Origin of the sequence: Oscillibacter sp. ER4 (genome assembly GCF_000765235.1) — a bacterium.
Lineage (GTDB): Bacteria > Bacillota > Clostridia > Oscillospirales > Oscillospiraceae > Hominicoprocola > Hominicoprocola fusiformis.
Genome location: NZ_JPJG01000028.1, coordinates 1 through 13,265, shown reverse-complemented (window position 1 = coordinate 13,265; position 13,265 = coordinate 1). Strand labels below are relative to the sequence as shown.

Below are 13,265 nucleotides of genomic sequence, written 5' to 3'. Positions count from 1 at the left end.
TGCCCCTTGCGTTCTCTTGGGGGATCAAAAGGTGCCCATTCTCTCTCGTGAGAGAATGGACACCTTTTCCCGCGCCCCTGCACGGTGCAGGGATAGAAGCGTGCTATCGCGCTGCCTTTTATGCTGTTCAGCAGAACAGCACTGGCTCAGTGGCCGCCTTGAGCCACTCCAGCTCATCCCCGCTCAGATACGGCGAGATCGCCGCAAAGACCTTAGCGTGATAAGCATTCAAAAGCTCCACATCGCGCGACGAGAGCAGCGACAGATCGATCGCATCGCGGTCATACGGCACAAGCGTCAGCGGTTCGAGCGCAAGGAAGCGGCCGTACTCGTTGACCTCAGCCTCGCGTACAACGACGAGGTTCTCAATGCGCACGCCGAACTTGCCGGCAAGGTAAATGCCCGGCTCGTTCGAGAAGATCATGCCCTCTTCAATGATGCAGTGGCGCTTCTGGCGCTTCACGTCCCAGTGTACGCGCTCAGGGCCCTCATGCACGCCGAGGACGAAGCCCACGCCGTGGCCCGTGCCGTGGTTGAAGTCGAGGCCCGCTTCCCACAGCGGCGTGCGGGCCAGCATGTCAAGGTTTTCGCCCATGCAGCCGTGCAAGAACTTGGCCGCGCCCAGCTGTATGTGTCCGCGCAGGACAAGCGTGTAGATGCGCTTTTCCTCGTCCGTGAGCGGCCCCAGCGCGATGGTGCGGGTGATGTCGGTCGTGCCCTCCAAATACTGCGCGCCCGTGTCGGCGAGGCAGAGGCCGCGCGGCTCCATGGGAATGTCGGTCTCCTCGGTCGGCTCGTAGTGGACGATCGCGCCGTGCGCGCCGTAGGCGAGGATGGGGTCGAAGCTCTGCTCAAGATAGTGCTCACCCTCGGCGCGAAGAGATTCGAGCTTTTTCGACGCGCTGAGCTCGGTGATGGGCTCCTTGCCGATCGTGTGCTTGAGCCAGTAGATGAAGCGCGTGACGGCCACGCCGTCCTTGATGTGGGCAAGGCGCTCGTTCTCCTGCTCCGAGGGCGTCTTCACCGCTTTCATCAGCTGAATGGGGCTCGTGCGGTCGAGAACTTCAGCGCTCTCCGGCACGCTTTGCAGAATGCGGTAGTTGGCGCGCTCGCCGTCGAGCAGTACGCGGGTGCCCGTGGGCAGCGCCGCGACGAGGCGGTAGATGTCGTCATAGGGAGCGAGCGTTACGCCGTCAGATTTCAAATGTGCTTCGATCTCTGCACTCACGGCCTCTCTCTGCACGCAGAGCGTGGCCTTGTCCTGCTCAAGCAGCAGATACGAGAGGAACACAGGTGTGAAGAGCACGTCGTTGCCGCGCAGATTCAGCAGCCACGCGACCTCGTCGAGAGAGGGGATGACGAACACGCTTGCGCCCATCTCCTTCATCTTGCCGCGCACCATTGCGAGCTTTTCCCTGCGCGTCAGGCCTGCATACTTTACGTCCAGCTCCCACACCGGCTCGCACGAGAGTGCGGGGCGGTCCGCCCACACAAGGTCGACAAGGTCCTCGTCGCCCGCAAAGCGGATGTGCTTCTCGCGCGTTTTCTCGCCGATCGAACGAGCGAAGTTGTTGCTGATCGTGCGCGAGTCGAAGCCGATCCAGCCGTTTTCAGGAACGTGGTCGCGCAGGAACGCGGGGATCTCAGGCACGCCGGGCTGGCCCATGCGCATGAGCTCAATACCGCTGCCCTCTAACTGCTGCGAGGCCTGCAAAAAGTAGCGGCCATCCGTCCACAGTGCGGCGGCGTCCGGCAGCACGACGAGCGTACCGGCAGAGCCGGTGAAGCCGGAGAGGGATTCGCGCGCCTTAAAGTGCGCGCCGACATATTCCGAGGTGTGGAAGTCGTCGGTCACGACGACGTAGGCATCGATATGGCGCTTGGCCATCTCCGCGCGCAAAAGTGCGAGCTTTTCGACAGGATTCATCACAAAATCACTCCAATTCTTTGTTACGATAACGATTGCCTCATTCGGCAAAGCTCTCCGTCAGCGTGATGAGCACGTTCGTCATGGCCTCAAGGCTATCCGCGGGGATCCACTCGCGCACGCCATGATAGTTGTAGCCGCCGGTGGAGAGATTGGGGCAGGGAAGCCCGTCCCAGGACAGGCGCGCGCCGTCCGTGCCGCCGCGGATGGGTACGCACTGCGGCTCGACGCCGTTGGCGCGGAAGGCGTTTTCCGCGCGCTCGATGAGGTGGAAGTGGGGGAGGATCTTCTCCTTCATGTTGTAGTAGCTGTCGCTGATCTGGGCCTCGGCCGTGCCGTCGCCATAAATTTCGTCGAGGCGCGCGGCGCAGTCGGCGAAGAGAGCCTTTTTCTCCTCAAAGCGCTCGCGGTCGTGGTCGCGGATGATATAGCGGAGCGTCGCCTCGGTCACGCTGCCGCTCATCTCGGTCAGGTGGAAAAAGCCCTCGTAGCCATCGGTTTTCTCCGGCACTTCGTCCTCAGGCAGCATCGCGTGGAAGGCCATCGCCGCGGTCGCGGCGTTGATCATGACATTTTTGGCGCTGCCGGGGTGGACGCCGACGCCGTGCACCGTCAGAACGGCGGACGCGGCGTTGAAGTTTTCAAATTCGATCTCACCGAGCGGGCCGCCGTCCACAGTGTAGCCGTAGTCACAGCCGAGTTCCTGCACGTCGAGCCCGTCCACGCCGTTGCCGATCTCCTCGTCGGTCGTGAAGATGACGCGCACTTCGCCGTGTTTGACGTTTTTCTCAATCATCGTCTCGACCGCGGCCATGATCTCGGCGACGCCGGCCTTGTCGTCCGCGCCGAGGAGCGTCGTGCCGTCGGTGACGATGAGCTCTTCGCCCACATGGCTTTCAAGGCCGGGGCAGAGCGCCTCGGTGAGGGAGACAGTGTCGTTGAGCTTCAGCTCGCCGCCCTCGTAGCGCACGAGGCGGGGCTTGACGTTTTCGCCCGAAGCGTCGGGAGCGGTGTCCATGTGCGCGATGAGCGCGATGACGGGCGCGTCCACACCCTTGCTCGCGGGGAGCGTTGCGAGCACGTTGCCGCAGTCGTCCATGTGGACGTCCTCGAGCTTCAGCGCTTCAAGCTCCTGCATCAGCGCGCGGCCAAGGTCCTTCTGCCGCTCCGTGGAGGGCGAGGTGCCAGTGAATTCGTCCGAGGTGGTGTAATAGGTCACATAGCGCAGAAAACGCGATTTGGCAGATTCCATTTTGGGGTACCTCCTTGCAGTCATGCTGCGTGATATTTCACGCTCAGTGTACCACAAAAGGGGGCGAACTGTAAAGCCGCGGCGCGCCGATCCGCGCAAAAGTGGAAAGGTGCAAAAGATTCTTTTGCTTGACAAAGGGTGGCAGTTGATAATATAGTGTGATACATATTAAATAAGAAACTGGGAGGGAAGAGGAAAAATGAACGTGGAAACCATCACGAGCCGGCAGAATCCGCTGATGACGCACCTGCGCAAGCTGGCGTCCTCCCGGTCTTATCGAAAAAAGAGCGGGGAATATCTCTGCGACGGAACAAAGCTCTTAGACGAAGCGCTCAAGTGGGGCGCGCCGGTCCAGACGGCGGTGTTTTCCGACGGCGTGGACATTCCAGCGCTTCCCGATACCGTGCGCGCCGTGCGCGTGAGCGGAGATCTGATGCGCTCGGTGAGCCCGATGGAGACGCCGCAGGGCGCACTGTTTACGGTCGCGCTTCCTGAGACGAAGCTGCCCGAAACGCTTGCGGGTAAGCACTATCTCGTGCTGGACGGCGTGCAGGACCCCGGGAACGTGGGGACCATCCTGCGCACGGCGGACGCGTTTGAGTGCGACGGCGTGTTCTTAGTCAACGCCTGCGCCGACCTCTTCAATCCCAAGACGGCGCGCGCCACGATGGGCGCGATCTTCCGCCGCGAGGCGTACAGCGTCACGCCGGAGGAGCTTTTCGCGCTGCTCAGTAAAGGCGGCGTCCCGCTCTACGGCACGGCGCTGCGCGAGGACACCGTGCCGCTGTCTGACGCGAACCTGTCCAAAGCCGCTGTCGCCATCGGCAGCGAGGGGCGCGGACTGTCGCAGCAAATGCTGGATGAGTGCGCCAAGACGCTCAAAATTCCCATGAGCCCGCGCTGCGAGTCGCTCAACGCGGCCATCGCGGCGACGGTCGTTCTGTGGGAGATGTATCGCTGAAACGAACAAGGAGGTGCTCTTCATGGCGGGCCTTAAATATTGGGTGTGGCTCTCGGAGGTCAAGGGACTGACAAACCGCTCAAAGCTTCTGCTGCTCGACTATTTCGGCACGCCGGAGAACGTCTACTATGCCGACGAGGACGAGTACCGCCTCGTCGAGGGCATTGAGCCACGGCAGATCGCGTTGCTCGCGGAAAAATCGTTGGAAAACGCCGACCGTATCCTCGGCGCGTGTTCGCGGCTGGGGCTGCGGCTTCTCACGATGCAGGACGCGGACTATCCGATGCGCCTGCGCAATATCTTTGAGCCGCCGTGCCTGCTTTATGTCAAAGGCCAACTCCCCGTTATCGACGAGGAGGTCGCTGTCGCCATGGTCGGCACGCGCAAGGCCTCGCCCTACGGCATCGAAGCGGCGGAGAAGATCGCCTACGGTCTGTGCAAGCAGGGCGCGGTCGTGATCTCCGGCGCGGCGGCGGGCGTGGACAGCGCATCTCACCGCGGCGCGCTGCGCGCGGGCGGAAAGACCATCGCCGTGCTCGGCAACGGGCTCGACGTCGTCTATCCGGCGGAGAATGCGTGGCTGTACCGCGATATCGCGGCCTCGGGCGCGCTCATCAGCGAGTATCCGCCCGGGACGGCGGCCGAGGCGTGGCATTTTCCCGTGCGAAACCGCATCATCAGCGGTCTGAGCCTCGCCACCATCGTGGTCGAAGCGCCGGAAAAGAGCGGCGCGCTCATCACGGCGGATACCGCGCTTGAGCAGGGACGCGATGTTTTCGCCGTTCCCGGTCCGATCGACGCGCCACTCAGCCGCGGCTGCAACCGTTTGATCGCGGACGGCGCGGCGGGCCTCATCACCGACAGCTGGGATGTGCTGCGCGAGTACGAGGCCATCTATCCGCATAAAATACTCGGCGAGCGCGTGGAGCTTCCGCGTACGCTCGGCTATCAGGCGCGCGAGGAGCAAGCACGCGCCAAGCAGGCCGCGGCGGAGGAAATACTGTCGCTGCCGACACTGAATTTGAAAACCAACGACGCGGGGCTGACCGACGACCAGATCGCCATTCTGCGCACGCTGAAAGACGGCGCGCTGCAGGTGGACGATCTGATCGAAAAGACGCAGATCCCAACGCGCCGTGTTCTTTCCGCGCTGACGATGATGGAGCTTGAGGGCTACGTCGAGCAGGGCAGCGGCAAGCATTTTTCTTTGACCGTCACACTACTGGAGGAATAACATTCATGGCAAAAAAGCATCTGGTGATCGTCGAGTCTCCGGCGAAGGCGAAAACCATTGGAAAATATCTCGGCAAAGACTACGAGGTCAAGGCCAGCATGGGCCATTTGCGCGACCTGCCGAAAAGCAAGCTGGGCGTTGATATCGAGCACGACTTCGAGCCTGTCTATCAGCCCATCCGCGGAAAAGAGGAGCTCATCAGCGAGCTCAAAAAGGCCGCCAAGAGCAGCGACACCGTGTATCTTGCAACGGACCCGGACCGCGAGGGCGAAGCCATCTCGTGGCATCTAAAAGCGCTTTTGAATCTGAACGATGAAAAGGCCAAGCGCGTGACTTTCAATGAGATCACGAAAAAGGTTGTCTCCGAGAGCATCAAGGAGCCGCGCGCCATCGACCAGGACCTGGTCGACGCGCAGCAGGCGCGCCGTGTGCTCGACCGCATCGTGGGCTATCAGCTGAGCCCGCTTCTGTGGAAGAAGGTCCGCCGCGGCCTCTCCGCGGGCCGCGTGCAGTCCGTCGCTGTGCGCATGGTCGACGACCGCGAAAAGGAAATTCAGGCCTTCGAGGCGCAGGAATACTGGACACTTGACGCCGACCTCACCGACGAGGCGACGCACAAGACCTTTGAGGCGCACTATTACGGCAAGGACGGTAAAAAGGTCGAGCCGGCCTCCGGCGAGCAGGTGGACGGCATCATTGCCGACATCGGCGACAAGTCCTTTACTGTGACGAATATCAAGCGCACGGACAAGCAGCGCTCCCCGTCTCTGCCGTTCACCACTTCCACCTTACAGCAGGAGGCCTCGCGCAAGCTCAACATGACGCCGCGCCGCACCATGGCCATCGCCCAGCAGCTCTATGAGGGCGTGGACATCACGGGCGAGGGCACGGTGGGTCTCATCACCTACATGCGCACCGACTCGCTGCGCATCTCCGAAGAGGCCATCGCCGCAGCGAAGACGTTTATTTTAGGACGCTACGGGCAGAGCTACTATCCCAAGACCGCCCGCCACTACAAGGCCAAGGCCGGCGCGCAGGACGCGCACGAGGCCATCCGCCCCTCGAACGTCAACCTGACGCCCGAGCAGATCAAGGACGACCTGACGGGTGAGCAGTACCGCCTGTACCGCCTGATCTGGAGCCGTTTTTTGGCCTCCCAGATGGCGAACGCCGTGTACGACAGTGTGAGCGCGCAGATCATGGCGGGCGGACACGAGTTCCACGCGAGCGCCAGTAACCTCAAATTCTCCGGCTACACCGCCGTTTACGAGGAGTCTCGCGACGACGACAGCAAGGAGGAAAAGGAGGGCACGCTGCCGCCGCTCGTCGAGGGGCAGGGGCTTGCGCTTGAAGCGTATACGCCGCTTCAGCACTTTACCCAGCCGCCCGCGCGCTATACGGACGCAACGCTCATTCGCGCGATGGAGCAGAACGGCATCGGCCGCCCGTCGACCTACGCGCCGACGGTCTCGACGATCTTAGACCGCGAATACGTCATCAAGGACGGAAAATACCTGCGTCCTACGCCGCTCGGCGAGGTGGTGACGGGTCTGATGGAAGAGCGCTTCCCCGACATTGTGGACATGAAGTTCACCGCCCGCATGGAGGAAAAGCTCGATACCGTCGAGGAGGGCAAGACCGCATGGAAGGACATCATCCGCGACTTTTACGGCGGCTTTGAGCGCGACCTTGAAAACGCCGAGAAGGCGCTCGAGGGTGTGAGACTCAAGGTCCCCGATGAGGTCAGCGAGGAGAAGTGCGACGTCTGCGGCCGCAACATGGTCATCAAGAGCGGGCGCTTTGGCCGCTTCCTTGCCTGCCCGGGCTATCCCGAGTGCACATTCACCAAGCCCCTTGTCGTCGAAATGCCGGGGCGCTGTCCCAAGTGCGGCGGGCGCATGATGAAGCGCACCGGCGTGAGCAAGAAGACGAACAAGCAGTACACGTACTACGCCTGCGAATTCTCCACCAGCAGCGATCCCGAGAAGAAGTGCGACTTCATGACTTGGGATGTGCCGACGAAGGACGACTGCCCCGAGTGCGGCCAGGCGATGTTCAAAAAGGCGGGCAAGGGCTTTAAGCGCCCGTACTGCATCAACCCCGCGTGTTCGCGCTTTGTGCCGGAAGACCAGCGCGGCTATGTAAAAAAGAAGACCACCGAGACCGCGGAAGAGGGCGCGGAGAGCGCCGAAGCCGCCGATGCGGCGGAGACCGCGGCAAAGAAGACCGCCGCCAGGAAGACGACGGCTAAGAAGAGCACCACCGCAAAGAAAACGAGCACAAAAGCGGCGAGCACCAAGAAGACCGCAACGAAGACCGCCGCAGCGAAGAAAACGACAAAGAAGACCGTAGCCGAGGATGGTGCAGAAAAGCCCGCAAAAAAGACGGCGGCAAAGAAGACCGCGACCACGAAAAAGGCGGCCGCTAAGAAGACGACCACCAAGTCCGCAGCCAAAAAGACCGCGGAGAAAGAAGAGAACTGATGCAAGTAACTGTGATCGGTGCCGGCCTTGCCGGCTGCGAGGCTGCCTGGCAGCTCGCGCAGCGCGGCATCGCCGTGACGCTGCATGAAATGAAACCCGAAAAGACCACCCCCGCGCACCACACGGCGGATTTTGCCGAGCTTTGCTGCTCGAATTCGCTGCGCTCGGACCAGATCGAAAACGCGGTCGGCCTTCTCAAAGAGGAGCTGCGCCGCCTCGATTCGCTGATCCTTGCCTGCGCGGACGCGACGCGCGTGGAGGCGGGCGGCGCGCTGGCGGTCGACCGCTACGGCTTTTCAAAGCTCGTGACAGAGAAGATCCGTTCGCATCCCAATATCACGGTTATCCCCGGCGAGGTGACGGCCATCCCCGAGGGGAACGTCATCATCGCCTCGGGCCCCTTGACGAGCGACGCACTCGCCGCCGCCATCGCCGAGAAGATCGGCGACGGGCACACGCTGAACTTTTTCGATGCCGCCGCGCCGCTCGTGACATTTGAGAGCGTCGACATGGATTCGGCGTTTTTCGCCTCGCGCTACGACAAGGGGACGGCGGACTACATCAACTGCCCGATGACGGAGGAGGAGTACGATGCCTTCTGGCAGGCGCTCACGACCGCCGAGGAAGCGAGCGTACACGGCTTTGAGGATAAAAACGTCTTCGAGGGCTGCATGCCCGTCGAGGTCATGGCGCGCCGCGGACACAATACGCTCTGCTACGGCCCCCTCAAGCCGCGCGGTCTGCGAGACCCGAAGACGGGGAAAGAGCCCTATGCCGTCGTCCAGCTGCGGCGCGACAACGCGCAGGGCAGCGTCTATAACCTTGTCGGCTTCCAGACGCATCTGCGCTTTCCCGAGCAGAAGCGCGTGTTTTCGATGATCCCCGCGCTGCATGATGCGGAGTTTGTGCGCTACGGCGTGATGCACCGCAACACCTATCTCCGCTCGCCGGGGATGCTGGACCGCTACTATCGCCTGATCGCGGATGACCGCATCGCCTTTGCCGGGCAGATGACCGGCGTGGAGGGCTATATCGAGTCCGCAGCTTCGGGCTTTCTGGCGGGCATCGAGATGGCAAGAAGACTCGAAGGCAAACCGCCCGTCGATTTCCCACGCGAGACGGCCATCGGGGCGCTGGGGCTTTACATCAGCGATACGACGGTCTCGGACTTTCAGCCGATGAACGTGAACTTTGGTATCATGCCGCCGCTGGGCTACCGCATCAAGGGCGGCAAGCGCGTGAAAAATGCGCAGCTCGCCGCGCGCTCGCTTGAAAAGATCGACGCGATGCGCGAGGACGTGCTGAGTGACAGGAAAGGAGAGTGACCCCGTGAAGATCATCGTCGACGCCATGGGCGGCGATTTCGCCCCGCTCGCGCCCGTCAAGGGCGCGCTGATGGCGCAGGAGAAGTACGGCGTGGACATCGTCCTGACCGGAAAAACGGAAGAGATCTTGAAGGCCCTGCAGCAGTGCGGCTGCAAGGAGCTCCCCAAGGGCATGGAGATCGCCAACGCGACCGAGGTGGTCGAGATCTGCGACGATCCGGCCACGGCCTTTAAGCACAAGAAGGATTCGTCCCTCACCGTGGGGCTCAATATGCTCCATGCCGGCGACGCGGACGGCTTTGTCAGCGCGGGCAGCACGGGCGCGCTCCTTGCGGGCGCGACGCTCGTTGTCAAGCGCATCCGCGGTCTGCGCCGCGCGGCGCTCGCGCCGACCATCCCGACGGCCAAGGGCAAGGCCGTGCTCATCGACTGCGGCGCGAACGCCGAGTGCACGGTCGAATACCTGCTGCAATTTGCGTATCTTGGCAGCTACTACGCGCAGAAGGTGCTCGGCGTCGAAAATCCGCGCATCGGTCTTTTGAACATCGGCGCGGAGGAGAGCAAGGGCGACACGCTGCGCCGCGAAACGTATCAGAAGCTCAAGGAAGCGGGCGAGGCGGGGCATCTCAACTTCACCGGCAACATTGAGGCCAAGGAAGCGATGCTCGGTGAGTGCGACGTCATCGTCGCCGACGGCTACAGCGGCAACATCATGCTCAAGAGCATCGAGGGCACGGGCAAGCTTCTTTCCATCAAATTGAAGGAAATGCTGATGCACAGCACCGGCACGAAGCTGGCGGCGCTGCTGCTCAAGGGACAGCTCGGCGATTTCAAGAAAATGCTCGACGCGAACGAGGTCGGCGGTACGGCGCTGCTCGGCATCTCGAAGCCGGTCGTCAAGGCGCACGGCAGCGCGAGTGAGGTCGGCATCTGCAATGCGGTCCGCCAGGCGATGGAGGTCGCGCGCAGCGGCATCATCGACGACATCACGCAAAACATCGACAAGATGCGCATTGAACAGAAGGCAGAATAACGCGAATGCCAAAAAGCGGCAAAATGGGTATTGACAGTACAGTGCCTTTGCCGTATCATTTGGAAGAACCAAAACCGTGAGAGGAAGTATAAGACTTATGAGCCCCGAAGAAATTTTCAAAACGATGCAGAAGCTGATCGTCGAGCAGTTCGCGCTCGACCCCGATGAGGTCACGATGGACAGCTCTTTTGAGGAAGATCTTGGCGCCGACTCCGTGGATCTTGTCGAACTGGTGATGGCCATGGAGGAAGAGTTTGAGCTCGATGAGATCCCCGAGGAGGAGCTCACCTCGCTCAAGACGGTGGGCGACTGCGTGCGCTACCTGAGCACGAAGCTCGGTTAAGAAGAAAAAAGCCGCCCCGCTTTGCGCGGGGCGTCCTTTTATCAGGAGGAAAAACCATGCAGGCCTTGGAAGAAAAGCTGCAATATCATTTCAAAAATCTGGCGCTGCTCGAAGAGGCGCTGCGCCACAGCTCGTATGCCAACGAGCACCGCGGCGCAAACTTTTTCAGCAACGAGCGCCTGGAATTCCTGGGTGACAGCGTGCTCGGCTTTGTGACGGCGGAGTATCTGTTTGCCAAGCATCCTACCGCGCCGGAGGGGGAGCTGACGCGCATCCGCGCGCTGCTCGTGTGCGAGGACAGCCTGCACGAGGTCGCGCAGCGCCTGGAGCTTGGAAAATACTTAAAGCTCGGCAACGGCGAGGAGAGCTGCGGCGGCCGCACGCGTCCGTCTATCCTGGCCGACGCGACCGAGGCGGTGTTTGCCGCGGTGTATCTTGACGGCGGCATCAGCGCGGCCAGCGCGCTCATCCACCGAGTGTTGCTCGATACCGAGCGCGAGGAGGTCGCCGAGGAAAAGCGTCGCGACTACAAGACCATTTTACAGGAATTCGTGCAGCGCACGCCGAACCAGACGCTTTCCTACCGCCTGTTTGGTGAGAGCGGCCCCGACCATGACAAGACGTTCTATTTTGAAGTGCTGCTCAACGGCGGTGCTGTGGGCAAGGGCGCGGGCCGCAGCAAGAAGGAAGCCGAGCAGATGGCCGCAAAAGACGCGCTCGAAAAACTGACGGATCAGCGCTGAAAAGATGATTACCGACTGCTTTGACGATAAGACTGAACCCGTCATCAGCCTGCGGGACTTTTACGGCGAGCAGAAGCACCTTATCGAAACGTGCCTGATCCTGTTTTCGCAAAAGATCTATCAGCATCTGCTGGACGCCTTTCCCAGTGAAAAGATCGGCCTGATCGGTGCGTGCAACGGGAATATCCCCATTTACCGCATGAATTACAAGGGAAAGGACATCGCGTTTTACCTCTCGGGCATCGGCTCGGCGATTGCCGCATCGGAGTGCTATGAGGCGAGCTGGATCGTCGGTGCGTCGAAGTTCGTGATGTTCGGTTCCTGCGGGAGCTTGAATCGGGAGGCGACGAGGGGCAAATTCATCGTCCCGACGGAGAGTTACCGCGGCGAGGGCTGCTCGTACTATTTCGCTGCGCCGTCCGACTACATCACGGTCGAGAACGCGCGGAAGCTCTCGGCCATCTTTACCGAGCTGGGCGTCCCGCACGTGACGGGGCGGGTTTGGACGACGGACGCCATGATCCGCGAGACCGCGGGCCTCGTCGCGCAGCGAAGAAGCGAGGGCTGTATCGCCGTGGAGATGGAGCTTGCCGGTGTGCAGGCGGTGTGCAGTTTTTACGGCTTATCGCTCTATAACTTCCTCGAGGCGGGCGACGTGCTGGAGGAGAGCGGCTACGATGTCGCCAATCTTCGCGGCGCGAACCACGACCTTGGCAAGCTCTATATCGCGCTGGAAACGGCGCTGCGCATCTGAATAGAATCGAAAACGCCATGACGAAAGTCACGGCGTTTCTTTTTTGCTGTTTTTCTTCTTTTCAAAGAGGATCGACAGCCCCGCGTAGAGCAGAAACAGCCCGAACGGCTTGCGGAAGACGCTGCTGTCGACTATTGTCGTCAAAAACGCGGCGGCGAGCGCACAGAGCGTGCCGGTCGGGATGGCCGCGCGCAGGACGGCTTTGTCGAGATATCCGTTTTTGCGATGCGCGAAGAGCGAGATGCCCGCGGTTGGCAGAAAATAGAGCAGGTTGATGGCCTGCGCTGTGCGCTGCTCCACGCCGAAAAAGAGCGTCATGCATAAAAGAAGCAGTGTCCCGCCGCCGACGCCCCAGGACGAGAGGATTCCCGTCAAAAGCCCGCAGAGCGCGGGAAAGAGCCAGTCCGTCACAGAAGGTACCTCACCGCGCCATAGAGCAGAAACAGCGCGAAAATGCGCTTGAGCCACGTATTCGGCACATCCTTGAAGAGCCTGCCGCCGATCCATCCGCCCGCGAGTCCGCCGAGAAAGTAGGGGAGCGCCTCTCCGAGCGGCAGCGCGCCGCGGAACGCGTACACGAGCACCGACACAAGGCAGAACGGGAAGATGACGGCCACACAGGTCGCGAGTGCCGTCTTGTCGGAGAGTTTTGCCCACGAGCGCAGCAAAAAGACGAGCGGAATGCCGCCGCCTCCGCCGAATAAGCCGTTCACCGTGCCTGCGAGCGCGCCACAGACGCGGTATTTGCCCTTTTCCGTCATGCTGTCACCGCCTTTTTCGATGCTATGTAGCGGCCGCCTGAGGGGCGGCTGCAAAAATTACTGCTTCTTGAAGCTCTGGCAGTCGGTGCACTGGTCCATGGTGGGGTTGGCCTCGTGCGTGCCGACCTGGATGGCGTTCAGACCGCAGTACTGGGCGTCCTTGCAGTGGTTGGCGCAATTGGTCACGGCGCAGCGGATGGAGGTGTTGGGCGTGCAGGAGCAGCCGTTATTGGTATGATCGGTCATGGATTTGTCCTCCTGAAAAAGTTGTTTTGGCGTTTGCCGCGCTTAGTTTGCGCGCATTTTTGCCCGCTATGCAAAAGGAAGAACATTCCAATAAAAAACGTCCGGCTGATATGAACTGCACCCCATTTGTTAGACAGTATGATATACTATCTAACAAGTGGGGTGATTTGCTATGCCAAAAGGAGTACCAAACAAACGATATA

13 protein-coding genes are annotated in these 13,265 nt (G+C 61.2%); 8 read left to right on the top strand and 5 right to left on the bottom strand.

Annotated features, from left to right (window positions below; all coding sequences use genetic code 11):
• Positions 1-127: 127 nt before the first annotated feature.
• Both NI20_RS0104775 and pepT read right to left on the bottom strand, forming a co-directional pair.
• The gene (locus tag NI20_RS0104775) at positions 128-1,927 is read right to left on the bottom strand and encodes an aminopeptidase P family protein (protein ID WP_033120313.1); all 1,800 of its coding nucleotides are present in this window, start codon (positions 1,925-1,927) and stop codon (positions 128-130) included.
• 40 nt (positions 1,928-1,967) lie between these two features.
• On the bottom strand, positions 1,968-3,179 hold the full coding sequence (gene pepT / locus NI20_RS0104770; protein ID WP_033120312.1) for a peptidase T: 1,212 nt from the start codon (positions 3,177-3,179) through the stop codon (positions 1,968-1,970).
• Between the two features lie 199 nt (positions 3,180-3,378).
• Here pepT and NI20_RS0104765 point away from each other — a divergent pair, with 199 nt between their 5' ends.
• The 8 genes from NI20_RS0104765 to NI20_RS0104730 all read left to right on the top strand — a co-directional run bounded on the left by NI20_RS0104765 (position 3,379) and on the right by NI20_RS0104730 (position 12,055).
• Positions 3,379-4,140, top strand: a complete 762-nt coding sequence (locus tag NI20_RS0104765) for an RNA methyltransferase (RefSeq protein ID WP_242842920.1) — start codon at positions 3,379-3,381, stop codon at positions 4,138-4,140.
• 22 nt (positions 4,141-4,162) lie between these two features.
• Positions 4,163-5,374 carry a DNA-processing protein DprA gene (gene dprA, locus NI20_RS0104760; protein ID WP_033120311.1) on the top strand — a complete coding sequence of 404 codons (1,212 nt, stop codon included), beginning with the start codon at positions 4,163-4,165 and terminating at the stop codon, positions 5,372-5,374.
• A gap of 5 nt (positions 5,375-5,379) precedes the next feature.
• Positions 5,380-7,857 (top strand): type I DNA topoisomerase, encoded by a 2,478-nt coding sequence (gene topA, locus NI20_RS0104755; RefSeq protein WP_033120310.1) that lies wholly within the window; start codon positions 5,380-5,382, stop codon positions 7,855-7,857.
• Positions 7,857-9,182, top strand: a complete 1,326-nt coding sequence (trmFO, locus tag NI20_RS0104750; protein WP_033120309.1) for a methylenetetrahydrofolate--tRNA-(uracil(54)-C(5))-methyltransferase (FADH(2)-oxidizing) TrmFO — start codon at positions 7,857-7,859, stop codon at positions 9,180-9,182. Before topA ends, trmFO begins: the two co-directional genes overlap by 1 nt.
• A gap of 4 nt (positions 9,183-9,186) precedes the next feature.
• The gene (gene plsX / locus NI20_RS0104745) at positions 9,187-10,215 is read left to right on the top strand and encodes a phosphate acyltransferase PlsX (RefSeq protein ID WP_033120308.1); all 1,029 of its coding nucleotides are present in this window, start codon (positions 9,187-9,189) and stop codon (positions 10,213-10,215) included.
• Positions 10,216-10,312: 97 nt separating this feature from the next.
• Positions 10,313-10,558, top strand: coding sequence for an acyl carrier protein (gene acpP, locus NI20_RS0104740; protein ID WP_033120307.1), 246 nt, complete (start codon positions 10,313-10,315; stop codon positions 10,556-10,558).
• 56 nt (positions 10,559-10,614) lie between these two features.
• Positions 10,615-11,301 carry a ribonuclease III gene (rnc, locus tag NI20_RS0104735; protein ID WP_033120306.1) on the top strand — a complete coding sequence of 229 codons (687 nt, stop codon included), beginning with the start codon at positions 10,615-10,617 and terminating at the stop codon, positions 11,299-11,301.
• A gap of 4 nt (positions 11,302-11,305) precedes the next feature.
• Positions 11,306-12,055, top strand: coding sequence for a nucleoside phosphorylase (locus tag NI20_RS0104730; RefSeq protein ID WP_033120305.1), 750 nt, complete (start codon positions 11,306-11,308; stop codon positions 12,053-12,055).
• Between the two features lie 27 nt (positions 12,056-12,082).
• Here NI20_RS0104730 and NI20_RS0104725 read toward each other — a convergent pair whose 3' ends face one another.
• Genes NI20_RS0104725 through NI20_RS0104715 form a run of 3 tightly spaced genes read right to left on the bottom strand, consistent with a single transcriptional unit; the run spans position 12,083 to position 13,062 of the window.
• Complete coding sequence (locus NI20_RS0104725; RefSeq protein ID WP_033120304.1) at positions 12,083-12,466, bottom strand: sulfite exporter TauE/SafE family protein; 384 nt, start codon at positions 12,464-12,466, stop codon at positions 12,083-12,085.
• Complete coding sequence (locus tag NI20_RS0104720; RefSeq protein WP_033120303.1) at positions 12,463-12,816, bottom strand: sulfite exporter TauE/SafE family protein; 354 nt, start codon at positions 12,814-12,816, stop codon at positions 12,463-12,465. Before NI20_RS0104720 ends, NI20_RS0104725 begins: the two co-directional genes overlap by 4 nt.
• 57 nt (positions 12,817-12,873) lie before the next feature.
• Positions 12,874-13,062, bottom strand: a complete 189-nt coding sequence (locus NI20_RS0104715; RefSeq protein WP_033120302.1) for a DUF1540 domain-containing protein — start codon at positions 13,060-13,062, stop codon at positions 12,874-12,876.
• Positions 13,063-13,265 lie beyond the last annotated feature (203 nt).

What these genes read in the sequence shown, in the direction of transcription:
- trmFO (WP_033120309.1), top strand. Translation starts at nt 7,857, where the DNA reads ATGCAAGTAACTGTGATCGGTGCCGGCCTTGCCGGCTGCGAGGCTGCC.
- topA (WP_033120310.1), top strand. Translation starts at nt 5,380, where the DNA reads ATGGCAAAAAAGCATCTGGTGATCGTCGAGTCTCCGGCGAAGGCGAAA.
- acpP (WP_033120307.1), top strand. Translation starts at nt 10,313, where the DNA reads ATGAGCCCCGAAGAAATTTTCAAAACGATGCAGAAGCTGATCGTCGAG.
- dprA (WP_033120311.1), top strand. Translation starts at nt 4,163, where the DNA reads ATGGCGGGCCTTAAATATTGGGTGTGGCTCTCGGAGGTCAAGGGACTG.
- NI20_RS0104765 (WP_242842920.1), top strand. Translation starts at nt 3,379, where the DNA reads ATGAACGTGGAAACCATCACGAGCCGGCAGAATCCGCTGATGACGCAC.
- NI20_RS0104720 (WP_033120303.1), bottom strand. Translation starts at nt 12,816, where the DNA reads ATGACGGAAAAGGGCAAATACCGCGTCTGTGGCGCGCTCGCAGGCACG.
- NI20_RS0104775 (WP_033120313.1), bottom strand. Translation starts at nt 1,927, where the DNA reads ATGAATCCTGTCGAAAAGCTCGCACTTTTGCGCGCGGAGATGGCCAAG.
- NI20_RS0104715 (WP_033120302.1), bottom strand. Translation starts at nt 13,062, where the DNA reads ATGACCGATCATACCAATAACGGCTGCTCCTGCACGCCCAACACCTCC.
- NI20_RS0104730 (WP_033120305.1), top strand. Translation starts at nt 11,306, where the DNA reads ATGATTACCGACTGCTTTGACGATAAGACTGAACCCGTCATCAGCCTG.
- pepT (WP_033120312.1), bottom strand. Translation starts at nt 3,179, where the DNA reads ATGGAATCTGCCAAATCGCGTTTTCTGCGCTATGTGACCTATTACACC.
- rnc (WP_033120306.1), top strand. Translation starts at nt 10,615, where the DNA reads ATGCAGGCCTTGGAAGAAAAGCTGCAATATCATTTCAAAAATCTGGCG.